The organism is gamma proteobacterium symbiont of Axiagastus rosmarus (assembly GCF_059730925.1).
The window spans coordinates 3,970,097-3,995,968 of sequence record NZ_AP035925.1; the positions used below are offsets into that span (position 1 = coordinate 3,970,097).

Genomic DNA, 25,872 nt, shown 5'->3' on the forward strand with positions numbered 1-25,872 from the left:
AGCTTCCTATTGGTATCGATAATGCAGCGTGCCGCCGTCGATTTTTTCCAGCGTCAGCGGTACCGCCGCGCTACCACCCTGCGCACGTAGCCACTGCGCGTACACGCCGGCCAGCACTGCGCTCAGCGCCAGCTGCCAGCGTTCTGCATCAAGCTGGCTGTCACCCTGCGGCAGTGCATGGTGCTCAAGCATAATCGCGTTCTGCTGCGGCTGTAGCTGAACAAAGCCCCAGTTAAAGCGCGCCAGCTGGAGATTAATTTCGCGCTCCAGATCCTGCACGGTGCGCGCCTCCGGCAAAGGATAGCGCGTTGCCAGCAATTCGCCCACGCCGTTGAGGAAGGCTTCCGCCTCCGCGCCAGCGTTGTCCAGCATGCTCTCAATCATCACGCTGACCAGATCAAACCAGCCCGGCTGATACGGATGGCTGATGCGTGCGCCCGGTTGCTCACTCATTAGTTGTCTCCAAACTGATAACGGAAGTACAGATTGGCTGTGCTTTCGTTGTAATCGCCAAAGGTGTCATAGCCGAGCTGGCCGCCGATGGTGACATCTTTATTAATCTTATAATCGGCACCGGCGTGCAGGTTATAGCCGATGCCGTTTTTGCTCTCACCGCTGTAGTAGGCGCTTTTGACAAAGCCCTGATCGGCGAGGCTTTGCAGCTGGGACTGCAGCGACGGATCGTTGGGGAAATACGCGCTCTTGTCCTGGCTGTACGACTGATAGCCGACCGAACCGCCAACGTTGACTTTCAGGTCATCAAACTTGCGGCTGAAGTCGACAGGGAACGACACCGCGGCATAATTCTGCGGACTGAAATAGCCGCCCTGACCGTAGCTGAAGTAACTCAGGTTTTTGGAGAAATCCATCCACGACAGGCTCATGCCGACCTTCAGCTCGCGGTCGTCGTAGTGGTAAGGCCGCACGTAAGCGCCCGCCGTGGCCTGCACGCTGTTGTTGCTCGCCACGTTCTCGCCCAGATAGCTGTAAGCGCCGCCGCCGACGTAGAAACCCGCGTCGCCGTTATCGAAGCTCAGCATGGCGTTGCCGCCGTTTTTGGTGACGCGCCCCCAGCGCTTGCCGCTGGTCTTGTCCTCCACGCCAACGTACGACAGCAGGCTGTCAGTCATGGCGCGGCGTTCACCGGTGAGGATCAGCGTCAGGAAATCGGTCAGCTTCGGCGACCACTGCACGCCGCCCACCAGCGTACTGAGATCCTGGCCGAGCGGCGTGCTGCCGAGGTCGATTTTGTAGCTGTCGCCCTTCAGCGCCATATTCAGTTCCACGCCGGTGGCCTTTTGCGAATCGGTCGACGAAGACGGCGTGTCGTCTATTTTCGCCGCGCCGGATGCCACCACATTGCCCTGCACCAGCGCGTTGCTGCCGAAGCGACGCCACGCATCACCGGCCGCACTGCCAGCGGTGAGCGACACCGGCGTCATCGTAAAGTCGAAGCGCGACTCGCCGAACGGCACGGTCGAGAAGGTCAGCGGCGCTTTGGCTTCGGTCAGCTTGCTGAGCCCCGATTCGCCGTCGCGTCCGCGCACCTGCATCTGCCCCTGTACCCAAGTGCCGGTTTTCTCCTGCAGATTGTCCATCATCTCGTCAATCTGGCGCAGCGTCTGGCTCTGCCGGACCTCCGGCGTGGTGCTCGCCAGCGTGACGTCCTGCGCGCTGCTGCTGGTGGCCGGTGCCGTTTGCCACGGCATTACCGTGCCATAGCTGGAAGGCGAACCGGACACCGGCGAGGTGCTGCGGTTGATAAACGGATTGTCCGCCAGCGCCAGACCGCCAACGGTCGGCACGCTGCCGCTCTGTGCGCCCTGCAGACCAATCAGCTGGCCGCGCGCGCTGCGCAGGTAGCTCATCGCCTGGCTGTGCTCGCCGTTGGCTTCCGCCACGCGCGCCAGCAGTAACAGGCGATCCGGCGTCTGCTCATTGCGCAGGCCGCGGGTTAAGGTGTTCGCTTTGTCGACGTCGTTCTGCGCCAGCGCCACATCAATAGCACCGGTGCGCGCATCCTGAGTGGGCGTATCCTGCGTCAGCAGATAGTCATACACCACGCCCGCTTCTTTGTTCATCTTGCCGGACTGATACAGACGCGCCATGGCAAACATCAGATCGCGGTTCTGCGGATCGTGCTGCAGCGCACCCACCAGCTTGTCATAGGCGGCGGCGTACTGCTTCTGCTCGCGCAGGCGATCGACTTCATTGATGACATAACCGTTGCGGATGCCGGCCAGCTGCGTGGGCGTACTGCGCGCCTGCAGCTCCGGACTGCTGAGGAAGCTCTGCGCTTCGGTCGTCAGTCCCGCCTGATTCAGCACCGCCACCTGCGCGGCGTAATCACCGGCGTTGCCCTGCACGCCACGCTGCATGTTGCCGCGCACCACCGTCACCGCCGTGGTGAGATCGCCGGCTTTGGCCAGTTTCTGCGCCAGATTACCGGCATCGACCGGATTGGCTGGCGGCGTGGCGGCCAGCGCGCGCAGCGTATTGGCCGCTGCCGCGTCAGAACCCTGCGCCAGATAGCGATCGGCGGTGGCCATTTGCAGATTGAAATTCACGCGCTGCGCCAGTTCGCGCATCTCGCTGTTCTTGCTGCCGTTGGGAATGCGCGCCAGCAGCTGGCTGGCCTGCTGCCAGGCACCGCTCTCGCTGGCGTTAAGCGCACCGGCGTACAGCTCGCTGGTGCTGGCACCGCTGCGCAGGGTCGGTTGCATGACGTTGGCGGCCAGTAAACTATCGCCCTGCGCGCGGTAGATGCGCGCCAGATCGAGTCGCAGCCAGCCGTCGCTGGGATAGCGCTGAATGGCGCTGTTCAGCGTGGCGATGGCCGCACTGCGGTTGCCTGCCGCCAGCTCGCGTTTTGCCTGCGCACGCAGCGGATCGCTGCTGTTACCGCGCGGTGCCACGCTCTGGCGCACGCTGTCGGGCAATGATGCCAGCAGGGTATTGGCTTCGGCGCTGCGGTTTTGCTGGCGCAGCACGTAAAACAGCCCCTCTTTGGCGCTGCGGTTATCGGCATCGCTCTGCAGAATGGCCCGGTAGGTTTGCTCCGCCTGCTGCAGCTGATTGCTGCGGCGCAGCACATCAGCGCGGAACAGCTTCGCCGATATACCTTTTTCGCCCTCAGCCTGCGTCAGCGGCTCACTCAGCGCCAGCGCCTGCGCGCTGTCACCGTTTTTCAGCGCCTGCTGGGCATTCGCCAGCTGCGCGTAAAAGCGGGCGTCGGCCGCCTGCTGCTGACGCTGCTGGCTCTGATCGCCGCCCAGCTGTGCGGCGCGCGTCAGATAATCGGCGGCTTCGGCGTAGCGTCCGGCGCGCTGCGCCACGTAGCCCATACCGGCCAGCGCATCGGCGTCCTGCGGGTTGGCCTGCAGCACTTTTTCAAAGTTATTCTGCGCACCGCTGACGTCGCCGCTGTTCAGCGCGCTAAAGCCCGCGCCCTTCTCCGCGCCGCCGACATTTTTGCGGTAGTAATCCACCACGGCGCTGTCCTGCGGATGGCGCTGCTGCCAGGTCTGGTACAGCGCGGCGTCCGACGCCTGCGGCGCCAGCCACAGCAGCGCCTGACGCAGCGAGCGATCGGCCTCTTTATTACCGTCCGCCATGCTGGCCAGCACATCAATGCCCTGGCGGCGCGTCGCTTCCTGATAGGTCAGCGCTTTGCCCAGCGCCAGCTGAGCGCCGGTATCCTGCGGATGATCAGCGGCAAACTGCCGCAGCGCCTCCACCGCCTGGGGCAGCAGCGTGCGGTCGCCGGCCATGGTCAGATAATATTCTGCCGCCACGCTCGGTGGCGGCTCGTTGCCGCTGAAGGTGTTGCGCCAGGTTTGCAGCGCGGCGGCGATGTTACCGCTGCGCGCCTGCTGACGCGCCAGCGACAGCTGCGCCTGCGGTATGCTCTGCAGCTGCCGGGCGTTGTCCAGCTCCGTCAGATGCGGATCGTTGGGCGATACCGCACTCAGGCGGGCGCGCCACTGTGCCGCATCAGCCGCGCTGCCGCTTTGCTGTGAATAGAGCGCCAGCAGATACAGCGCCTGGGTATTGTTCGGCTCCACCATCAGGATTTTTTGCAGCGAGGCTTTCGCCAGATCGTCATGCGCTTTCTGATGCCAGTAGGCCGCCTGGTCGAACAGTGCCTGTAACGCCGGATTGGTGCTCTCCGCCGCCAGCAGCGGCTGTGAGAAGGTCAGCGCGCCGCCCAGCAGCAACGCCTGACGAATACCGGCACTTATCAGCTGTTTTTTCATTATTTTTATCCTTACTTCCGGCCGGAGTGGCTATCGTCTTGCGGGTGGAGACGGCGCCACGCGTGGCGCTTCAGCATCACCCAGGCCGCACTGCCGATCAGCGCCGACAGCAGCAGCGCCGCCAGCGCCATCAGTACCGAGTGCTGGTTGGCATACCACACCACCATCATGTACCACGGCATTTCACCGCTCGGGAACTGCGGCCCGACGCGGAAGCTGCGGATGCCGTTCTCATCGGTGATGATGGCGGTATCACCGCGGATGCCGGCGTTGATGCGCGCCGAATTCAAATCATCGTGCAAACGCAGCAGCTGCTGATCGCTGGTGGCGACCGTCATCACCACCAGACGATCGGCGCTCCACGGTGAGCGATAGCTGACAAAGCCGCGCCACGCTTCATTTGAGGAGAAGTAGCGATCGGCATCCAGCTGCTGGCGAGACCAGTCACCGGTCAGCCAGCCGCGCAGCTTATCGACGGTGGTCGGCTCTTTTACGCCCAGCGTGTTGCCGCTGGTCTGGTAAGCGGTGCCGGCCAGCATCTGCTGCGTGAAGGCGCTGTGCTGCATGGTGCTCACTGCCAGCACATCGCTGTGCTGCAGGCGCGTCAGATTGGTGCCGCCGTTCGGCAGACCAAACAACACCTGGTTCTGCACCAGCGGCACGCCGGTGGCGTTACCGGCGCGCGCGGCCATGTCCAGCAGCGTAGCGATCTCGGCATCACCGGGCGCCTCCGGCAGCAGCAGCGTGGTCTGCGAAAAATCCGCCAGCCGCGAGAACGGGAACGAAGCACCGACGAAGTACGACAGGTTCGGCAGCATGGTGAAGTGGCGCGTGTGGCTCAGATCGATCCACGAATCCTCTTCGATACGGCTCTTGATATTGTTGTTGAGCAGCACGCCGCACGGCGCATCCGCCTTTGGCTTGATGTTGAAGTAGAGCGCCAGCTGGTTGTCGCCGTAAATCAGGTATGGCTCCAGCTTCAGCGTGTACTGCTCCTGGCGTGCATCCCCGCCCAGCCGGTGCCAGGCGCTCTCCAGCAGCCCGACTTTGTTCACCGTCAGGTTGCGCAGGAAAGTGCCGTTCAGCGTGACGTTGAGGAACGAATTGTTTTCATCGATCCAGCTTTCCGACGGGAAACGGTAATGCAGATTGACCGGAATCGCGTCGCCGTCCCACAGGAACAGATCCGGCGCCGCGCGGAAGTTAACCCGCAGCGCATCGTGCCAGATACCGGTGGTGGTCAGGCTCTGATCTTTACGCAGCAGCTCGCTGAGGCGCACCGGGCGGCTGGTGTTGATCCAGCGCGGTGCGTCGTACGGTTTGCGCGTGCCAATCGGCTGCGGCGGTACGTTCAGGCTGCTGGCATCGGTGGCCAGCGGCTGCGTGGTCAGCCGGTTGGCCGCCTGACGCAGCTGGGCATCATCTGCACCGACCACCAGCAGCAGTTTGTACACCGGATTGTTGGGGTTATCGATCACCTGCAGCAGCGGACCACGGGCTGCGGGCAGCGTCACGCTGCCGATTTTGTCACCCGGATGGCCGATCAGGATACCGTTGTGCTCGGGCAGATCGCCGCGCACCACCGGGAAACGGATGCCACGATAATCCGACTGAATGCCGAGCCAGGAAGCCACCAGCGCGGCGGCGCTGACGCTATCCGGCGAAACGTTAGCGGCAAAACCAAAGGTCACGCTGGCGGGCGTCATGCGCTGCACATCAATAAACGGACGCGGGAAGTTGCGCAGGCTGGTGCCGATGTTGAGCTGCTGGCCTTCAAGGCTGAGCGTGGTTTTCGGCAGAATGGTGACCTGATACTGCTGCGCGCTCTCTTTTTCGCACAGCAGCTTGTCGGCATCGTTAATTTTAAAGCTGAGGTTATTACTGGAAACCACCATCGCCGCCGGAATATCCAGCTGATAGTCGCTGACATCGCTGTCGCTGGCACCCAGCGGCAGCGTGCCGAGCGGCTGGCCGTTGAGCATCAGCTGCAGCGACGTGTTGCGCGCCGCCAGCGCGGCAGAGACGCGCAGCGACAGGTTGAGCCGCGCATTAGTGATCACCTCATCGCCCGGCAGGGTAAACAGAATACCGGACTGCAGCTGGCCGCCGGTCAGGGTGATGCCGCGCGGCTGCCCCATCTGCGCCACCGAAATGGTGCTGCTCACCGGCTGGTTTAACAGCGCGCCAGCGGGCTCAGCGGCAGCCGGTGCCTCCGCAGCCACCTGCGGAATGGCGATGTCAGGCGCAGCCGATGCTGCTGGCGGTGCTGCCTCTGCCGGCGGTGCTGACTCTGCCGGCTGTGCGGGTGCTGTATTTTCCTGCAGCGGCGCTGCATCGCCCGGCGTGTACGGCGCGTCGCCCGCCGCCTGCTTCAGCTGCGGATCGGCACTGCCATCCAGCCCCTGCGGCGGCGGTACCTCAGAGAGCGCGGCGCTGTCCTGGGTTACCGCCGGCGTCTCTGCCCAGGCCGGGGCGAGCAGCAGCGTGGTGGTCAGCGCGCTGGCCAGCAGCGTGTACGTCAATGTTTTCATGCTGCGCTGTCCTCTTTGGCCGTTGCCTGGCCATCACGCTTGCGCGCCTCACGGCGATCTTTCCAGCTCAGCCAGAACAGCTCAAAGACGGTACGGATGATGGTGCCGAGCGACACCAGCGGATTGTCCTGCTTATATTCCGGCTGGATCCACGCATCGGCCCGCGCCAGCACCACGCGCACCAGTTCACGGCGGCGCGCCAGCGGCATCGCGCCAAAGCGCAGGCGAATGGTCTCCTCATCACCGGAGATCTTGCTCACCGGAATGGTGATGGCACCCGATTTCAGCAGCAGATCGATCTCTTCGATTTCATCGTGCTCATGCCGGTTGTCCGGCGCATCCAGCTGCGCGCCGCCCATCGATAGATCGCTGGTTTGCGTGCGCGAAGAGATGCCGCTGGCATAGTGAATCACCGCCGGGATCTGCACCTCGATACGAATGGTTTTACGCACCTGTTTGGTTTCACGCGCCACGGCAATCGCCGCCATCAGGATGATCAGGCTGAACACCGCCCAGCCGACGTTGAGCGCAATCACATACGGGTCCACCCCGAAGTAATCATGCGCCACGGCGCGCACCACGCCGGCCACGATGCCAATCGACAGCAGCGCGGCAACGATGACGTGAGGCCGCACGATGTGGAAGTCAAAGAAGCCCTGGTCCAGCAGACCGCCTTTATCCGTCACGTTGAATTTGCCGTGCTTTGGCGACAGCAGGGTCAGCAGCGTCGGAATCACCAGGTGGAAGCACATCACGGTTTCGTAGATTTCACCCCAGAAGGTGTAGCGGAATTTGCCGTTCATGCGCGAGTTGACGTACAGCGACATCACCAGATGCGGTAGCACGTAAGCGAAGATGAGTGACGCCGACGAGTGGATAATATTCAGGTTAAACAGCAGGTAAGCCAGCGGCGCAGTGAGGAACGCCACGCGCGGCAGGCCGAACTGGAAGTGCAGCATGGCGTTGAGGTAGCACAGACGCTGCTGCCACTTAAGCCCACGGCCCAGCAGCGGATTGTCGACGCGGAAAATCTGCGTCATGCCGCGCGCCCAGCGGGTACGCTGAATCACGTGCAGACCCAGACGTTCGGTCGCCAGTCCCGCCGCCAGCGGAATTGCCAGGAACGCCGAGCCCCAGCCGAGACGCTGCATTTTCAGCGCGGTATGCGCATCCTCGGTGACGGTTTCCACCGCGAAGCCGCCAATCTGTTCCAGCGCGCTGCGGCGGATCACCGCACAGGAGCCGCAGAAGAACGTGGCGTTCCAGTTGTCGTTGCCCTGCTGCACCGGGCCGTAAAACAGCGAGCCCTCATTCGGGATGCTGCGCGCAGCGCGCAGGTTACGTTCGAACGGATCCGGCGAGTAAAAGTAGTGCGGCGTCTGCAGCAGCGCCAGCTTCGGATCTTTCAGGAACGGACCGACGGTAGCCTGCAGGAACGTGCGCGTCGCCACGTGGTCGCAGTCAAACACGCAAATCAGCTCGCCTTTGGTGATTTTCATGGCGTGATTGAGGTTGCCGGCTTTGGCGTGGCGGTTATCGTCGCGGGTGATATAGCCGACGCCAACGTCGGCGGCAAATACCGCGAACTCGCTGCGTTTGCCATCATCCAGCAGGTAAACTTTGATCTTATCGCGCGGGTAGTCGATACACTGCGCCGCCAGCACGGTATCCCGCACCACGTCGAGGCTTTCGTTATAGGTCGGCACGTAGACATCGACCGTCGGCCACAAGCGGGTATCATCCGGCAGCGGTTCGATGGTGCGTTTTAATGGCCAGCTGGTTTGCAGGAAGCCGAGAATTAAGATCAGCCACACGTACAGCTCGGCCAGATATAAGCCGATACCGAGAATTGCTTCAATCTCGGAATTAAACTGCAGCGTCTCCGTGGTGCGCCACCAGATATATCGGGTCGACATCAGCGCGGAAAGAAAAACCATCACAATGGTTATTTTACGGCTTTTACTGAAGCCCAGTAAAAACATCATGCCAATACTGATCAAACCAAAAATATACTGTTTCTGGCTATCCATAGGCGTGATGACGATTACCGCAGCGACCGGTGCAAGCACCAGCAGCAGCAGGTAAAACCCGAGTTTACTCATGATTCACCCTGAAGAAGCTGTGTTGTTATTATTTGAACCAGGCCGCTGGCGGCCGGGCTTGTTAATAATGACTGCGGATCGGTGCCTGAACTTCGCCGTTGCCTACGTTGATATTCAGGATATTCGCCACCCTTTTTGCCACCAGTTCAATATCAAACGCCGCTGCCGAAGCCGGGCTGAAATCATAGATTGACTGCTGCGAGGCATTGGCCTCAGCCACGCTTTCATCGCGGTGCACCACGCCGAGTAAATTATCGCCCAGCCGCTGCTGCATAAATGCGGTCACTTCACGGCTGATATTCCGGCGATTATCACTTTGGTTGAGCACGAAATAATGACCGTGCTGATTATTTAATGGCTGGCCAATCATGCGATGGTTTTCAATTTGCGGCAGCAGCGCCACCGAGGCGGTATCCGCCAGCATCACCACTAAATGCATATCGGCCAGCGCCTGCATGGCTTTCAGCGCCGGACCGGGCCCTGGCGGAAAATCCGCAATAATCACCAGACCCGGATAATTCAGGACGGTATCCAGGCCGCGTTTTAAGAAATGGGCATCGTGCGCCAGGTTGTGTTCGAAGCGCTCACGCTGCGCTTCGGTCACTTCACCGTAAGGCATGACAAAGATGTTGCTGCCGGTGGTAAGGATTGACTGACTCCAGTCAGCCTGCTCTTCCGAGCGCGCCACAAAGCCGCGGCTGTCGTGCAGCGGTACGCCAAAATGCAGGCGCAGCGCATTTTGTACGTCAAAATCGATCGCCAGCACTTTGCTGCCGGCACGCGCCAGACTCCAGGCCAGGTTGGCCGCCATGGTGGTTTTTCCTACTCCCCCTTTTGGCGAGCACACACAAACTAATGGCATAGCGCGATCTTCTCCAGTAACGGTTTGAGCAGTGTTTCTTTAGATAAATGAACCGGTTCCGCCGCACGCGAGCGGAACAGTGCGCCAAAGCGCGAGGGCGTAGCAGGCTCCGGCTGCGCCACGGCGGGCGCAGTGGCCGGTGCTGCGGCAGCAGGGGCAACAGCCTGTTCAGCGACCGGCGCGCTGACCGGCGGCGGTGGGAACAGTGAAGTGGCCGCCTGACGCGCTACGTGCGTGGCTGCCGGTGCCAGCGACGACACGGACGCGGCAGTGGGCGCGCTGCTTGCCGGTGGAAACAGCGCGCTGCGCGGTGTTTCTGTGTCGGGTGCCGGCGCGCTGGCGGCAAGGCTCTGCAGCAGCGATGCCTTTTCACTGCGGGCGACGGGCGCCGGATTAAGAGCCTGCGGCGGCGCGACAAACTCATCGCCGCGAATCGGCTGCGGCTGCGGCAGATCGACGCGCTGGCCGCTACCCAGCTCCGGCTCATCATCCGTCGCCAGCTGACGGATGATCGCCCACTGGCTGTGATCGGCTTCCAGCGATTGCCCGGACATATCCTTAAAAGCAATGTCCAGCGTTTGCGTTTTTTCCTGGAAACGCTGCAGATCGTCGTAGTTCTTCATGATCAGAGCCTGTTAAAGCGGAGGGGTAATTTCCGCGAATATAACACACACGTTAAGACACGGTGAGAGAATTCTGATTATTAAAACCGCAGATTCGACAAAAGAGTTTTATCTGAAAGATTGAAAATATACAGATGCAAAAAGCATGCACTGATTAATTGAGCAGGATTAATAAAAATCGATTAACGGAAATAGCAGCCGGGAGATAATTAAAGTAATGCACTGATAATAAACAACTTACCATTGAAATGTGCAGTTATCTCTGGCCGTGACGGCGCTCACACAATGCGGCACGGATTCAGAATTTGCCTTAACCTTTTCGCTGTGGTTCAGGACCAGCGATTTAAAGATTCAGTCGCGTAATACATTTCTGCCATCGCAGGCGATTAAGACACGTCAGGTTAATTTTACTCATGTATCAGGCCACCAATAACAAAGGCTCCCGCAGGAGCCTTTCGCACTGGCTGGCCGTAATTACGGCGTCGCCACCGGCTGATTCTCATCCTGGTCGGCGGCGAAGCAGGCGATTTGCTGCTCACCATACTGCTTCAGTTTCGGCTGCAGCTGCACGCAGGTACCGAAACGACGGCGGCAGCGTGCGTTGAACGCGCAGCCCGGCGGCGGATTCAGCGGGCTCGGCAGCTCACCGGTCAGTTTGATGCGCTCGCGGCGTTCGTCCGGATTGAGGCGTGGCGTGGCTGACAGCAGCGCCTGGGTATACGGATGGCGCGGGTTGCTGAAGATCGCCTCTTTGCTGCCCTTCTCCACACAGCGTCCGAGGTACATCACCATGACTTCGTCGGCGATGTGCTCCACCACCGACAGGTCATGCGAGATGAACACATAGGACAGGCCGAGATCCTGCTGTAAATCCATCATCAGGTTGAGCACCTGAGCGCGCACCGAGACGTCGAGCGCCGAGACCGGCTCATCGGCAATCAGCACGTCCGGATCGAGCATCAGGCCGCGCGCAATAGCGATACGCTGGCGCTGACCGCCGGAGAACATGTGCGGATAGCGATCGTAGTGCTCGGTTTTCAGGCCCACTTTGGCCATCATCTCCAGCGTTTTTTCCCGCCGTTCCGCTTTGCTCAGCGCGGTGTTGATCACCAGCGGCTCTTCCAGAATCTGGCTGATTTTCTTACGCGGATTGAGCGAGCCATACGGGTTCTGGAACACAATCTGGATTTTCTGCCGGCGCAGCTTTTGCGCCTGCGGATCGTGTTTCAGCAGATCCTGCCCGTGCCAGTACAACTCGCCGGCGGTCGGCGTTTCAATCATCGTCAGCAGGCGACCCAGCGTGGATTTACCGCAGCCGGATTCGCCCACAACCGCCAGCGTTTTGCCACGCTCGAGGTTAAAGGAGACGCCGTCCAGCGCCTTCACCAGGCGCTCCTGGCCGAACAGGCCCTTTTTCACCGGATAGTGTTTTTTCAGGTCAATCGCCTGCAGAAGGTAATCCTGCTTCGTGTTATCAAGACTCATAAGTCGGTCTCCCGGCATCATCCAGTGGGAAGTGACATTTGGACTGGCGGCCCGGAATATCGCGCAGCTCAGGTTCTTCAGTACGGCAGCGGTCGGTCACGTACGGGCAGCGCGGATTGAGCAGACAGCCGTTAGGGCGGTCATACTTGCCCGGCACCACGCCCGGCAGCGACGCCAGCCGCGCTTTGTCGGCGGCAAACTCCGGCAGCGCACGCAGCAGCGCCTGCGTATACGGGTGACGCGGCGCTTTAAAGATATCCACCGCTTTGCCGCTCTCCACCACCTGACCGGCGTACATCACGATGATGTGCTGCGCCGCTTCGGCCACCAGCGCCAGATCGTGCGTGATCAGGATCAGCGCCATGTTCTCCTGCTTCTGTAACTCCAGCAGCAGTTCGATGATTTGCGCCTGAATGGTCACGTCGAGCGCCGTGGTTGGCTCATCGGCAATCAGCAGCTTCGGCTTACAGGCAATGGCCATGGCGATCATCACGCGCTGGCTCATACCGCCGGACAGCTGATGCGGATAGACATCGAGCCGCGATGCCGGATCGGGAATGCCCACCTGCTCCAGCAGGTCGATGGCACGCTGACGCCGCGTGCGCTTGCTGCCGCCCTGATGCACTTTCAGCGCTTCCATGATCTGGTAGCCCACGGTGTAACACGGGTTGAGGCTGGTCATCGGGTCCTGGAAGATCATCGCCACTTCTGCGCCCACCAGCTGGCGGCGCTCTTTTTCGGAGATGCGCTGCAGGTCGCGCTGATTGAACTCCAGCTTCTCTGCTTTCACGCGACCGGGATAGTCAATCAGCCCCATGATCGCCAGCGAGCTGACCGATTTACCGGAGCCGGACTCGCCGACAATCCCGACGACCTGGCCCTGTTCTACCTGGTAGCTGATGCGGTCAACCGCACGGAACGGTGCCTTTTCGTCGCCGAAATGCACCGACAGTTTTTCTACATTTAATAACGCCATCTCGGTGCCTCTTTACTGCTTGAGTTTCGGGTCGAGTGCATCACGCAAACCATCGCCCATGAGGTTAAAGGCCAGAACCGTCAGCAGGATGACCACTCCGGGGAAGGTCACGACCCACCAGGCACTCTGCGCATACTGCAACACGTCGGAGAGCATGGTGCCCCACTCCGGCGTCGGCGGCTGCGCCCCCATACCGAGAAAGCCCAACGCGGCCATATCCAGGATGGCGTTGGAGAAACCTAACGACGCCTGCACGATCAGCGGTGCCAGGCAGTTAGGCAGAATATTGATGAACATCTGGCGCAGCGTACCGGCACCGGCCACGCTGGAGGCGGTTACGTAGTCGCGATTGACTTCCACCAGCACCGCTGCGCGCGTCAGGCGAATGTAGTGCGGCAGCGCGACGAAGGTGATCGCCAGCGAGGCGTTGACAATCGACGGGCCAAAGATGGCCACCAGCACCAGCGCCAGCAGCAGGCTTGGCAGCGCCAGCATGATGTCGACGAGGCGCATGATCACTGCATCCACCACGCCGCCGAGATAACCGGCCATCAGGCCGAAAATCACGCCCAGAATCAGCGACAGCACTACCACCATGCAGCCCACCAGCAGCGACAGGCGCGCACCAAACATCAGGCGCGACAGGATGTCACGGCCGACGTCATCGGTGCCCAGAATAAATTTCCAGCTACCGCCCTCCTGCCACACCGGCGGGTGCAACAGCGCATCGCGGAACTGCTCAGCCGGGGCATGCGGTGCCAGCACATCGGCGAAGATGGCGATCAGCAGCATCAGAATGATGTAAACCAGGCCGATAACCGCGCCTTTGTTACGTTTAAAATAGTGCCAGAATTCCTGAATCGGGGTCATCGGCTTCGGTGCAGCGGTGACGCTTGCGGGATCAACAGCAGACATGATTCCCCCTTATTTCTTATGACGGATGCGCGGATTCACCACGCCGTACAACAGATCAACCAGCAGGTTGACCAGAATGATCAGGATTGCCACCAGCAGCACGCCGCCCTGCACCACCGGATAATCACGGCGCTGCAGTGCTTCGATCAGCCAGCGGCCGAGTCCCGGCCAGGAGAAGATGGTTTCGGTGAGGATGGCGCCCGCCAGCAGCGTGCCCACCTGCAGACCGATCACCGTGACCACCGGCAGCATGGCGTTACGCAGCGCATGCACCACGATCACGCGCATGCGCGTCAGGCCTTTGGCGCGCGCGGTGCGGATGTAATCTTCACCCAGCACTTCCAGCATCGAGGAGCGCGTCATACGCACAATCACCGCCAGCGGAATGGTGCCCAGCACGATGGCCGGCAGGATCATGTGCATCACCGCATCTTTGAAATCACCCTCTTCGCCCCACAGCAGCGTATCAATCAGCATAAAGCCGGTGAGCGGATGGCTGTCGTCAAGGAAGATGGTGTCGCTGACGCGGCCGGAGACCGGCGTCAGGTTGAGCTGCACCGACACCAGCATGATCAGCATGATGCCCCACCAGAAGATCGGCATTGAGTAGCCGGTCAGCGAGATGCCCACGGCGGTGTGATCGAAAATTGAGCCGCGTTTCACCGCCGCCAGCACGCCGACCGGAATACCCACGGCAACGGCGAAGATCATGGCGCAAATGCCCAGCTCAAGCGTGGCTTTAAAGCGCGGCACGAACTCATCCCACACCGGGATGCGGCTTTTCAGCGAGATGCCGAGGTCGCCATGCAGCACGCCGTTGATGTAAGTGATGTACTGTTTCCACATCGGCTGATCGAGACCAAACTGGGCCATCAGCTGCGCATGACGTTCGGGGGAGATGCCGCGTTCACCGGCCATGATCAGCACCGGGTCGCCGGGGATCAGGTGAACGAAGGCAAAGGTCAATAATGTAATACCGATGAACGTCGGGATGACAAGGCCCAGACGTCGGAGTATGAATTGCAGCATAAGCCGGATTCTCAGTCATTTTCCGTGGCGCTAACGCCATGGACTACATTGCTCACAATCCGCAGCCGGCATAGCCGGACGCGACGCAAGAAGCGCTTCAAAATCCCCGTCATACTTCACGCTGCATCAGCGCAAGGTATTGAGGGTTTATAAGAAATTAGCCGGAAATAAAGTGCGGAGTACGGGCGGCGAAGGTGCCGCCCGAGGGCCAGCCATGCTGGCCCTGACCGCGATAATCCGAAAGGTTATTCCTGGATGTCGACGTTTTCGAAGTGATGTTTACCTAATGGATCAACCACATAGCCACTCACTTTCTTGCTCACTGGCTCGTACACGGTTGAGTGCGCGATGATCAGTGCTGGCGCCTGGTCGTGCATCACCACCTGCGCCTGCTTATAGAGCTCAATACGTTTGTTGTGATCGGCTTCAGCACGCGCTGGCTGAATCAGATCTTCAAACGGCTTGTAGCACCAGCGTGAGTAGTTGGAACCGTCTTTCGCTGCCGCGCAGCTGAACAGGGTGGCGAAGAAGTTATCCGGATCCCCGTTATCACCGGTCCAGCCCATCATCACGGTCTGGTGTTCACCGGCTTTAGCACGCTTCAGGTACTCGCCCCACTCGAAGGTAACGATTTTGGCTTTCACGCCGATTTTCGCCCAGTCAGCCTGAACCATTTCCGCCATGCGACGGGCGTTCGGGTTGTACGGACGCTGTACCGGCATCGCCCACAGGTCAATGCTGAAGCCATCCGGCATGCCCGCTTCTTTCAGCAGCTCTTTGGCTTTGGCCGGATCGTAAGCGTAGTCTTTGACGTCATTGTTGTAGCCCCACATGGTTGGTGGGATCAGGTTTTTCGCTGCCTGACCGGCGCCCTGATAGACCGCATCAATGATCGCTTGTTTGTTCACCGCCATGGTCAGTGCCTGACGCACTTTGACGTTATCCAGCGGTTTTTTCTCGGTGTTGAAAGACAGGTAACCGACGTTCAGCCCTGGCTGTTCCATCAGGTTGATTTTGGTGTCTTTCTTCATGCTGGCGATATCAGCCGGGTTGGGATACGGCATCACCTGACACTCGCCTTTTTGCAGTTTGGCGTAGCGCACTGAAGCATCTGGCGTGATGGAGAACACCAGGCGATCGATTTTTGGCTTGGTGCCCCAGAAGTCCGGGTTGGCTTTGTACAGAATACGTGAGTCTTTCTGGTACTGCTGCAGCACGAACGGACCGGTACCCACCGGATTGAGGTCCAGTTTTTCTGGCGTGCCGGCTTTCAGCATGTTGTCGGCGTACTCTTTCGACAGGATTGATGCGAAGTCCATGCCAAGGTCGGCGAGGAACGGCGCTTCCGGACGGGTCAGCGTGAAGCGTACGGTGTAGTCATCCACTTTTTCGATTTTGGCGATCAGCTTCGGCATGTCCATGCCTTCGAAGTATTCGTAGCTGCCGCCAGAGACACCATGGTACTTGTTGTTTTTATCGAGCTGGCGCTCGAAGGAGAACACGACGTCATCAGCGTTGAAGGTGCGGGTCGGCTTGAAGTCTTTGGTGGTTTGCCACTTCACGCCATGACGCAGATGGAAGGTATAGGTTTTACCATCTTCGCTGACGTCCCATTTTTCTGCCAGGCCCGGCTGCAGCTCAGTGGTACCGGTTTTGAATTCAACCAGACGGTTGTAGATCGGTACTGAGCTGGCATCGTAAGTGGTGCCGGATGTGAACAGCTGCGGGTTGAAGCCTTCCGGCGAACCTTCTGAACAGTAAACGAGGGTTTTCGCCTGAACGCCCGCGGCCACGGTCATAGCAATCAGGCTAAGACCGACCTTCAGCATCCTGGATTTGGCCAGGGAGTTGATCATGTTTTGCTCCATTGTGATGTGATGTTGTGTGCGTCGCCCGACCTCTGATTTTTTTATGCGGTTCGGGCAGGTCAGTTATGTAATGACCAAAATGCGAGCGGTTATTGTTGTAGCGCTGACGCCGTGGAACCTGCCAGCGCTGGCCGTCTCTGCATCTTATTGACGCATCAATTTGTCAACAGTTGCAATGAACGTCAATACAACGTGGGGTTATTTACACAGAGTGTGAGTAAGTGCAAGCAACGATAAAAAACAGTGTTTGCACGCTAAGCCAAAATTTAAAAAGGTGATAAAGCGCGCAATGCCGTGTGATTCTCTGGCAATAGCGCCTAATGACAGTGATTATCACCGTTAAAAAACGTCTTAAAGTTGTCGGTAAATGTTGAATATCTGAACGATTCCCCGTGCGTTATGACGTTCAGGCAGCGAAATATGCTGGCGTAATGGCATAAGAAATCAGCAAAAAGCAAAAGCCGGTCATAAGCAGAATGTGTCGCGAATTAAGAGAGGTGCTTTGATGCAGCAAGGGATGAAGAGCGGTGTTGAAGGATAATACGGTTTATCCCGGTGATGATTAATGGAACGCGTAAATTGATGACTTTGCTTGATCGCTGCCGGGATGTGAGTCTGGTTCAGGGAAAGCCATCAGATCGCCATGAATGATGGGCGTGGGTTCCGGCTTGGCCGTCCGGTCGCCATGAATGGCGCCCCTACAGGATTATGCACTTTTGTAGGGTGCGTATTTATACGCACCTGGGGGATGTGCACGGCAGTCAGTAAACCTTCAGTCATCACCGAAGCCGGATAAAGGGTGGAATGCGGGGCCGTGGAGTAAAGCGTCACACGCCATGGATGGCGTGTGCCGAGCGATCAGGGACGAGACAGCGTCTTTACGGAGCGGTCGCGTATTTCACCCTGAAACTGCAAAAACGACAGACGAAAAAAAACCTGCTTTTTGCAAAGCAGGTTTCTTGAATGATGGTCGGCGAGAGAGGATTACGCTTCTCTGCGAGAAGCGCCCTGCGGGCCGTTGCTGACGCAACGTTGTCTCGCTTCGCTCGGCTCAAACCTCCTTCGGAGGTTCTCATCCTCTTTTGCTGCGAACGAAAAAAGCCCGCTTTTTGCAAAGCGGGCTTTTCGAATATGGTCGGCGAGAGAGGATTCGAACCTCCGACCCACTGGTCCCAAACCAGTTGCGCTACCAAGCTGCGCTACTCGCCGATGGGGGCGAATATTACTGCCGTGACTTTAGAGCGTCAATCCCTTTTCCCGAAAATCCGCCTGATTGCCTGGAAAGCAAGCAGTGCCTTAAACACCTGCCTGCTCAATAAGATCCAGGCACGAATTACAGCGCTTTCGCACTGCTGGCAGTGGCAGGTGCCTGGCACCAGTTATTCGCTGCTTTAATACCGCCATCCGGCGAGGTATAACCCAGACACCCTAAAATGGTGTCGAACAGCTCAACGTGACGATGGGTTTTGCCGACGCGCTGCTGCGCCTGTAAGCGCTCAAAGTTGCTGCGGTTAGTCGGGTCCTGCAAATACTTATCGGACGCCCAGACAATCATCGGCACGCGGAACTGCTCCGGCGGCGCCATCTCGCGCGGCGTACCGTGCAGGTGCATATTTTCGCTGATCGACTCGCCGTGGTCGGCGGCATAGAACACAATCGCTTTCTTATCACGCAGCTGATCCAGCACGCTGTCCAGCATGGTATCAACATACAGAATCGAGTTGTCATAGGCGTTAATCAGCTGGGCTTTGCTGCACTTATCGTCCACGCCAATACACTCAGGCTGATAGCGGGCAAACTCGCGCGGATAACGCTGCGAATAGAGATAGTGCGAACCTTTCGTGTGCAACACCACCAGATGCTTGCCTTTCGGGAAGCGCTGCAGTGAAGCCTGCAGTTCCGGCACCAGCAGCATATCGTCCACCGCTTTGCCCTGATTGCGCTTCTCAGAACCAATCTGCTCGCGGAACGAGAAGTTATTCACATCGGCGTTGTCGTAGAACCACACTTCGCTCTGCATGGCGAACAGCTCGGAGGTGAAGCCCAGCTCTTTCATCACCGCAAAAATGTTCTGCTCTTTCAGCGTACGGCCAGGGTTATCCATCGTGCCGCCCTCGCGCACAAACATGCAGCGCAGCGACAGCTTGGTGGCGGTATCACAGGATTCACCGCGGAATGCCACCAGATTCTTCTCTTTCGACAGCTTCGGCGTGGTATCGCGGTTATAGCCCAGCATGCCCATGTGATCCCAGCGCGTGGTCTCGCCAATCACAAACACTACATAGGTATCGTCAATGCCAGGCGGCGCCACATAGGTAAACTTCTTCGCCGGATCGAGCAACTCCTGGCTGTCCAGCTTCTCGTCCACCTTAGTCCAGGCGAACAGGCCTAGCGCCGCGATCCAGTTCGAAGGCAGATAAGAGTGCGCCACTACGCCGCCATAGCTTGGCAGATCGATATTGGTGAGCTCTTCATTGGCTTTTTGCAGCTTGTCGAAGTAGCGAATCGGCAGCCATACCAGCGCCACGCTCAGCAACAGGATCACTGTAGGTTTCAGGCGCTGACCGGGGGTTTTCAGCTGTTCAATCAGCGTCAGGCTCAGGTTATTGCGCCAGATCAGCAGCAGCGGCAGTGCGCTCACCAGCACCATCCACAGCACAAAGTGCAGCCCGATAACCTCTTTAGAGAGATCGACATCGGTGGTCATGACCGACGCCACGATGCCGTAACCGATCACCACGTTAAAGAACGCCATGTAATAGGCGGCGGCCACCGAAATCACCACCAGCAGGCTGGCGATCACGCGATAAAACCATTTGCCACCCAGCGACAGCAGTCGCATCAGGAAGAAGGTCAGCAGTACGGCCGCGGTCACTTCCGCCGCGGCGGATAACCAGTTGGTGACGGTGGATTTCGTTAAGAAGCCGTCAAAACGGCGATAAAAGATTGGCAAATTCAATAAGATGCCAAGATAGAGCGCCAGCAAAAGCGACAACTTTTGCTGCGTTAAACTTTTAATGTAATTCATATAAATTTCTGTTCCCGACCTGGTGTCGATGCTTCAACCGTAAATGTGACTGTGCAAAGAGCGTAAGGTTCGCTTGCGTAGCAGAAAAGCGTGACCTGGCGAGTAGGATCGGGACGAATCTGAACCCAAATAATTACGATGATGCACGGAGCGCAGCAGTAGAACATTTAACCAATGGTAAGACCAGAAAATTCTTTAGTTCGGTGGGATGCGGGATGGTGTTCGTGATAAAAAAGGCTCCCGCAGGAGCCTTTTATGCAGGCATCAACTTAGTTGATGATATTCAGCGTCACGTCGATGTTGCCGCGCGTCGCGTTTGAGTACGGACAAACAATGTGTGCCGCATCAACCAGCTTCTGCGCTTCCGCCGCGTCCATCTCTGGCAGATGGATATTCAGTTTTGCTTCAATGCCAAAACCGGTTGGGATAGGACCAATCCCCACTTCGCCCTCAATCCACGCGTCTTTTGGCATGGCGATTTTGTCGCGGCCGGCGACAAATTTCATCGCGCCTAGGAAGCAGGCAGAGTAGCCGGCAGCAAACAGCTGCTCCGGGTTCGTCACCTCGCCGCCCGCGCCGCCCATCTCTTTTGGCACGCCCAGCTTCACGTCCAGCACGTTATCAGACGAGGTGGCGCGGCCATCGCGGCCACCGGTTGCTTTGGCTTTGGCGGTGTAAATCACTTTTTCTAAAGACATCATAACCTCACTATTCGCTATACAATCGCGTGCTATTTATAAGGCACAAGGGAAAACTTCACTCTCAGGATGCCGCCGCAGCGACATCCCTGATGCTCAGGTGGCGCGATTCAGGTGGCCGCGCAGATCGTCCAGCTGCTGTTTCAGCGCCGCCATAGTGTCGGTATCGCAGGCGGTCGCACACTGTACCGCTTCCGGAATGCTGGCGGCTTTTTCCTGCAGCGCGCGCCCCTGGTCGGTCAGCGTGACCACGACCTGGCGCTCATCCTGACGCGAACGCTGGCGGCGCAGCAGACCAGCGCTCTCCAGTCGTTTCAGCAGTGGCGTCAGGGTGGCCGAATCGAGAAACAGCTTTTCACCAATCTCCGATACCGTCAGATCATCCTGATGCCACAGCACCAGCATCACCAGATATTGCGGATAGGTGATCTCCAGCGCCGCCAGCAGTTGACGATAGACTTTATGCATCGCCAGGTTCGCCGAATAGAGCGCGAAACACAGATGCTGATCAAGCTGGAGTGGCGCAGGCTTCACTTTTTTGTCATCTTGATTACTGTTCATGCGACTCAATATAGATAGCGCGCTAGATAATTGCAAGCAACTTTTTCCTGGAGTGTGAAGATGCGTGATTCACTGGAAGAGCAGGCGCGCCGTTATGCCACTCAGGCACATGCCGATGCGGGCCAGCGTCGCAAATACACCGACGAACCCTATATTGTGCATCCGGCTGCCGTCGCGGAGCTGGTGCGCAGCGTAAGCGATGACGAAGCGATGATCGCTGCCGCCTGGCTGCACGACACGGTGGAGGACACCGCCAGTACCTTACAGGATATTGAAGAACACTTTGGTGCGCGCGTTGCACACCTGGTGGACATGCTTACCGACAGCGCCCAGCCGCAGGCGAAAAACCGTACCGCCCGTAAGCTGGCACACTTTCGCCACACTGCCGAAGCCTCGCCCGAGGCGCAAACCATCAAGCTGGCCGATATCATCGATAACACCCGTGCCATCGTGCAGTTCGATCCCAACTTTGCCCGGGTTTACCTGGTCGAGAAACAGATTCAGATTCAGCTGTTACAGCAGGGCGATCGGCGTTTGTGGCAGCAGGCGAATCACATCATTGAACAGGGCATCGCGCAGCTGGCAAAACCGCCGTACAGCGTGCCGGAGAGCTGGTTTGTCAAACAGGCGGCGAAATACGGTGGCTTAAGCTGAAAAAAACCCGCCATGCAGGCGGGTCACAGAGAACCGATAGTCGGCGTTATTCCAGCAGCTGTCGGCCCAGATACGGATTGGCCTGCAGCAGTTTCATCAGTTTGCGAGCCGTGGCGGATGGGCGCGTACGTTGCGCTTCCCAGCTTTTTACTGACGAGACGCTCACCCCCATCACGCGGGCGAATTCATCCACCTGCATGCCGGTCATCTCGCGTAAACGCTGCGGTTCGGGAACGGAAACGGTATTGAGTGCAATTTCTGATACGGGAGTCTGTGCATCACGTGTCAAAACAATTTGCTCAAGACTGCTGAGTAATTCGACCATTGGATCTTTTATTTCCATAGAGAACTCCTTAAAACTCACTATGAAGCACGTGAAAGTAGAGAGGTAAGCGCCACCAGGCGCTGAAACCGGCCTTATCAGGCTGTATCCCGAAACAGTTTTTCCTTATCAGGGCGAAAATAGTGTTTTAATGAAACCGTTACGGGACACAGCCTGTTGCACACTGCGAAAAGATGTCAGGGCAATGCAACATTGAACCGGGTCTCTAAGTATGGGTCAGATCCCCGGCTTTGCTGCCTGTTTCCTGATTATTTTTTCTTCTTTCTTATACTGCAAACGGATCGATCACCATAAGTAACTGACCCGCCTGCACTTGCTGCCCGGCCTGACGTTGCAGGCTGTGGATTTTGCCACTGACCGGCGCCACGATCGGGATTTCCATCTTCATGGATTCGAGAATGCCTACCGTGGCACCCGCGGTCACATCACTGCCTTCCGCCACCAGCCATTGCCACACGCTGCCCGCCACCTGGCTCTCGACGCTGTGGCAGCCCGCCGGCACCACCACTTCCTCGCTGCTCTGCGCCTGCAGCTGGCTGTCGAAGGTGAACTGGCCATCGGCGCGCCAGCGTGCCAGCTCGGCGTCAAACGCCTGCTGACGCTGCTGCTGGAACGCGTCGATCTCCGTCGCCTGGGCAGTCAGCAGCGCCTGATACTCGGCGAGCCGGAACTCACCGGCTTCCACGCGCAGCGGATAATCGCCCCACGGGAAACGTTCGCGGATTTGCAGCAGTTCGTCGGCACTGACCGGATAAAAACGGATTTGGTCGAAGAAACGCAGCAGCCACGGCTGGGTAAAGGCGCTGGTGCGGCGATCGCGATTCCACATCTGCAGCGTACGTCCGACGAACTGATAGCCGCCCGGCCCTTCCATGCCATAAACACACAGATACGCGCCGCCGATGCCCACCGAGTTTTCCGCTGTCCAGGTGCGCGCCGGATTGTATTTGGTGGTCACCAGGCGGTGTCGCGGATCGAGTGGCGTCGCCACCGGTGCGCCGAGATAGACATCGCCCAGCCCCATCACCAGATACGAGGCGCTGAACACAATCTGTTTCACCGCCTCCACGCTTTCGAGCCCGTTGATGCGCCGGATAAACTCAATGTTGCTCGGGCACCAGGGCGCATTCGGACGCACCGACTGGCTATAGCGTGTCACGGCTTCACGGCAGGCGGCATCATCCCAGCTGAGCGGCAGCCACACAGTGCGCGATGGCACAGCCGCGTCGGCGAGGTCGCCCAGCAGATTATCAGCGTGCAAAATTTGCGCCAACAGCTCACTTCTTGCGCACTGCTGCGCATCATAATGCACCTGTAACGAGCGGATGCCGGGCGTCAGCTCCAGCTGACCCGCCAGCGGATGCGCCTCCAGCCACTGCATGAGAGCGTGAACGCGGAAACGCAGCGCAATGTCCAGCGTCAGCGCGCCATACTCCACCAGCAGAAAACGGTCTCCCGCGGCGCGCACGCACAGTGCAGGCCGCCCGGCGGTTGCTGCATGCTGGTGCAAAATCGGATCGATCAGCGGCAGTGCTGGCGCCACGCACACCGCTTCCGGTTGCAGATGCGCGATCTCGTGACGCTGCGCCTGCGCCAGACGATCGGCATCAGCAAGGGCGATCGGCACAAAGCGCAGTCGATCGCCCGCTTTCAGCTGACCCAGCTTCCACAGATCGGCGTCGATCACCGTCGCCGGACAGACAAAGCCGCCCAGCGAAGGGCCGTCCGGACCAAGGATCACCGGCATATCACCGGTAAAATCCACCGTGCCAAAGGCATAGGCGTTGTCGTGAATATTGGACGGATGCATGCCCGCCTCGCCGCCGTCGCTGCGCGCCCAGTCAGGTTTCGGGCCGATCAGCCGAATCCCGGTGCGGCTGGAGTTGTAGTGCACCTGCCACTCGGCAGCGAAAAATTCGCTTATATCGTCATCGGTAAAAAAGGCGGGCGCGCCGTGCGGACCATAAATAACGCGCAGCTGCCATTCACCGTTAAGCGGCGGCAGCAGTGTCTCAGGCAGGCGCGCCGCCGCAGCCTGACGCGGCGCGGCCAGCTGCAGCACGTCGCCGGCGCGCAGCGCCCGCCCGGCGTGACCGCCAAACTTACCCAGCGTAAAGGTACTGCGGCTGCCCAGATAGCGCGGCGTATCCAGCCCGCCCGCCAGCAGCAGATAGCTGCGGCAGCCGTCGCGCACGTCGCCCAGCGTCAGGGTTTGCCCGGCCTGCGCATGCAGCACCTGATGCATCGCCAGCGGCTGGCTGTCGAGGGTGGCCGCCAGCGGCGCGCCGCTCAGTACAAAGCTGCATGCCTGATTAAAGCGCAGCGTCGGGCCGCGCAACGTGATTTCCAGCCCGGCCGCCTGGGCCTCATTACCCAGCAGGCGATTGCCGAGCTGGAAGGCGCGGCTGTCGAACGGCCCGGAAGGCGGTACGCCGACGTGCCAGTAGCCGACGCGGCCCGGCGCATCCTGCACCGTGGTGAGGGTACCGCCGCTGAGGATATCCAGCGTCGGCGGCTGCCACGCCACGCTGCCGAGCGTGGCGGTAATGATGCGCCCCTGCTGCACGTCCGGCAGCGTACAGAGCTGACGCAGCCAGCGCAGGTTGGTCTCGATGCCATACAGCTCACTCTGCGCCAGCGCCGCGATCATGCCGTCGAGCGCGCGCTGGCGATCGGCCGCGTGCACGAGGATCTTCGCCAGCATCGGATCGTAAAACGGTGAAACCTCCATGCCGCTCTCTACGCTGCTGTCGATGCGCAGCGTGGCGTGATCGAGCGCCGTCGGGAACTGCACGTGGCTGAGCAGTCCGGCGCTCGGCTGAAACTGCTTCGCCGGATCCTCAGCGTACAGCCGTACCTGAATAGCATGGCCCTGCGCCACCGGTTGCAGCGTCGCCAGCGGCGGCAGGCGCTGCTGCGCCAGTTCGACCATCCAGCGCACCAGATCCACGCCGTATACCAGTTCAGTGACGCCATGCTCGACCTGCAGGCGGGTATTCACTTCGAGGAACCAGAATTGCTGGCTGACCTCATCGTAGACATACTCCACCGTGCCGGCGCTGCGATAGTTAACCGCGCGCGCCAGCCGTACGGCGGTGGCCTGCAACTGCGCGCGCACCACATCGCTGAGCCGCGGCGCGGGTGTTTCCTCCAGCACCTTCTGATTACGGCGCTGCGCCGAGCAGTCGCGTTCGCCCAGCGCAATCACGTCGCCCTGGCCATCGCCAAAAATCTGTACTTCGATATGCCGCGCCCGGGCGATAAATTTCTCTAAGAAGACGCCATCGTCGGCGAAGTTGTTACCTGCCAGCCGCTTCACGCGGGTAAAGGCTTCCTCCAGCTCGTCCGCGCTGTTGCAGCGCTGCATCCCAATGCCGCCCCCGCCGGCGGTGCTTTTCAGCATCACCGGATAGCCAATCTGTTGCGCGGCGGCCTGTGCCTGCTGCAGGGAGGTCAGCAGGCCGCTGCCCGGCAGCAGTGGCACCGCGTTCTGCTCAGCCAGTTCGCGCGCGCGATGTTTCAGGCCAAACGCCCGCATCTGCGCCGCATCCGGCCCGAGAAAATGCAGGCCCGCCGCTTCGCAGCGCGTGACGAACTCCGGTTTTTCACTGAGAAAGCCATAGCCCGGATGCAGCGCCTGTGCGCCGCTCTGCGCGGCAATCGCCAGCAGTTTGTCCTGGTTGAGATAGGTGTCGCGCACCTGGCCCTCGCCCAGCGACCAGGCTTCATCGGCCAGCCGCACGTGGCGCGCATGGCGGTCGGCTTCGGCATAGACGGCAATCGCCCGGATATTCATGGCCTGCAGGGTACGGATGATACGCACGGCAATCGCGCCACGGTTGGCAATCAATACGCGATCAATCATGACTGAATACTCTTATTGCGGCAGGTCGTCCTGCACCAGCTGTGACGGCGTAAAACGGGTCGTCCCGTTGCGTCAG

The 25,872-nt window shown here is 59.4% G+C and carries 17 protein-coding genes, 1 tRNA gene and 1 other RNA gene; 1 reads left to right on the top strand and 18 read right to left on the bottom strand.

Annotated features, from left to right (window positions below; translation table 11 throughout):
* Positions 1 to 6 precede the first annotated feature (6 nt).
* The 16 genes from bcsD to AC6I8F_RS18775 all read right to left on the bottom strand — a co-directional run bounded on the left by bcsD (position 7) and on the right by AC6I8F_RS18775 (position 20,934).
* Positions 7 to 453, bottom strand: a complete 447-nt coding sequence (gene bcsD / locus AC6I8F_RS18700) for a cellulose biosynthesis protein BcsD (protein ID WP_058758083.1) — start codon at positions 451 to 453, stop codon at positions 7 to 9.
* Positions 453 to 4,256, bottom strand: coding sequence for a cellulose biosynthesis protein BcsC (locus AC6I8F_RS18705; protein ID WP_498028344.1), 3,804 nt, complete (start codon positions 4,254 to 4,256; stop codon positions 453 to 455). The genes bcsD and AC6I8F_RS18705 overlap by 1 nt, the downstream gene beginning before the upstream one ends.
* A gap of 11 nt (positions 4,257 to 4,267) precedes the next feature.
* The gene (gene bcsB, locus AC6I8F_RS18710; RefSeq protein WP_498028345.1) at positions 4,268 to 6,787 is read right to left on the bottom strand and encodes a cellulose biosynthesis cyclic di-GMP-binding regulatory protein BcsB; all 2,520 of its coding nucleotides are present in this window, start codon (positions 6,785 to 6,787) and stop codon (positions 4,268 to 4,270) included.
* Complete coding sequence (bcsA, locus tag AC6I8F_RS18715; protein ID WP_021507015.1) at positions 6,784 to 8,889, bottom strand: UDP-forming cellulose synthase catalytic subunit; 2,106 nt, start codon at positions 8,887 to 8,889, stop codon at positions 6,784 to 6,786. The genes bcsB and bcsA overlap by 4 nt, the downstream gene beginning before the upstream one ends.
* A 61-nt stretch (positions 8,890 to 8,950) precedes the next feature.
* Positions 8,951 to 9,751 (bottom strand): cellulose biosynthesis protein BcsQ, encoded by an 801-nt coding sequence (gene bcsQ / locus AC6I8F_RS18720; protein WP_031279622.1) that lies wholly within the window; start codon positions 9,749 to 9,751, stop codon positions 8,951 to 8,953.
* Positions 9,742 to 10,374 carry a cellulose biosynthesis protein BcsO gene (gene bcsO, locus AC6I8F_RS18725; protein ID WP_059010818.1) on the bottom strand — a complete coding sequence of 211 codons (633 nt, stop codon included), beginning with the start codon at positions 10,372 to 10,374 and terminating at the stop codon, positions 9,742 to 9,744. The genes bcsQ and bcsO overlap by 10 nt, the downstream gene beginning before the upstream one ends.
* Before the next feature lie 474 nt (positions 10,375 to 10,848).
* Positions 10,849 to 11,859, bottom strand: a complete 1,011-nt coding sequence (gene dppF, locus AC6I8F_RS18730; protein ID WP_498028346.1) for a dipeptide ABC transporter ATP-binding subunit DppF — start codon at positions 11,857 to 11,859, stop codon at positions 10,849 to 10,851.
* Entirely contained in the window at positions 11,849 to 12,835 is a 987-nt protein-coding gene (gene dppD / locus AC6I8F_RS18735; RefSeq protein ID WP_021507019.1) for a dipeptide ABC transporter ATP-binding protein, read from the bottom strand. Before dppD ends, dppF begins: the two co-directional genes overlap by 11 nt.
* A 12-nt stretch (positions 12,836 to 12,847) precedes the next feature.
* On the bottom strand, positions 12,848 to 13,750 hold the full coding sequence (gene dppC / locus AC6I8F_RS18740; RefSeq protein ID WP_021507020.1) for a dipeptide ABC transporter permease DppC: 903 nt from the start codon (positions 13,748 to 13,750) through the stop codon (positions 12,848 to 12,850).
* A gap of 9 nt (positions 13,751 to 13,759) precedes the next feature.
* Complete coding sequence (dppB, locus tag AC6I8F_RS18745; RefSeq protein ID WP_021507021.1) at positions 13,760 to 14,779, bottom strand: dipeptide ABC transporter permease DppB; 1,020 nt, start codon at positions 14,777 to 14,779, stop codon at positions 13,760 to 13,762.
* A gap of 245 nt (positions 14,780 to 15,024) precedes the next feature.
* Positions 15,025 to 16,635 (bottom strand): dipeptide ABC transporter periplasmic-binding protein DppA, encoded by a 1,611-nt coding sequence (gene dppA / locus AC6I8F_RS18750; protein WP_021507022.1) that lies wholly within the window; start codon positions 16,633 to 16,635, stop codon positions 15,025 to 15,027.
* A gap of 979 nt (positions 16,636 to 17,614) precedes the next feature.
* Positions 17,615 to 17,744: non-coding RNA, RtT sRNA (locus AC6I8F_RS18755), on the bottom strand.
* 35 nt (positions 17,745 to 17,779) lie between these two features.
* A tRNA-Pro gene (locus AC6I8F_RS18760) sits at positions 17,780 to 17,856 on the bottom strand.
* A 124-nt stretch (positions 17,857 to 17,980) separates the two neighbouring features.
* Positions 17,981 to 19,675 (bottom strand): kdo(2)-lipid A phosphoethanolamine 7''-transferase, encoded by a 1,695-nt coding sequence (gene eptB, locus AC6I8F_RS18765; RefSeq protein WP_104094238.1) that lies wholly within the window; start codon positions 19,673 to 19,675, stop codon positions 17,981 to 17,983.
* 269 nt (positions 19,676 to 19,944) lie between these two features.
* The gene (locus tag AC6I8F_RS18770) at positions 19,945 to 20,373 is read right to left on the bottom strand and encodes an organic hydroperoxide resistance protein (RefSeq protein ID WP_021507024.1); all 429 of its coding nucleotides are present in this window, start codon (positions 20,371 to 20,373) and stop codon (positions 19,945 to 19,947) included.
* A 96-nt stretch (positions 20,374 to 20,469) separates the two neighbouring features.
* Positions 20,470 to 20,934, bottom strand: a complete 465-nt coding sequence (locus tag AC6I8F_RS18775; RefSeq protein ID WP_498028347.1) for a MarR family winged helix-turn-helix transcriptional regulator — start codon at positions 20,932 to 20,934, stop codon at positions 20,470 to 20,472.
* Positions 20,935 to 20,994: 60 nt separating this feature from the next.
* Here AC6I8F_RS18775 and AC6I8F_RS18780 point away from each other — a divergent pair, with 60 nt between their 5' ends.
* Positions 20,995 to 21,588 (top strand): HD domain-containing protein, encoded by a 594-nt coding sequence (locus tag AC6I8F_RS18780; RefSeq protein WP_021507025.1) that lies wholly within the window; start codon positions 20,995 to 20,997, stop codon positions 21,586 to 21,588.
* Between the two features lie 46 nt (positions 21,589 to 21,634).
* Here the strand turns inward: AC6I8F_RS18780 and AC6I8F_RS18785 are convergent, their stop codons facing one another.
* Both AC6I8F_RS18785 and uca read right to left on the bottom strand, forming a co-directional pair.
* Complete coding sequence (locus AC6I8F_RS18785) at positions 21,635 to 21,931, bottom strand: HTH-type transcriptional regulator (protein WP_021507026.1); 297 nt, start codon at positions 21,929 to 21,931, stop codon at positions 21,635 to 21,637.
* 265 nt (positions 21,932 to 22,196) lie between these two features.
* Positions 22,197 to 25,796, bottom strand: coding sequence for an urea carboxylase (uca, locus tag AC6I8F_RS18790; RefSeq protein ID WP_498028348.1), 3,600 nt, complete (start codon positions 25,794 to 25,796; stop codon positions 22,197 to 22,199).
* Positions 25,797 to 25,872: the final 76 nt, after the last annotated feature.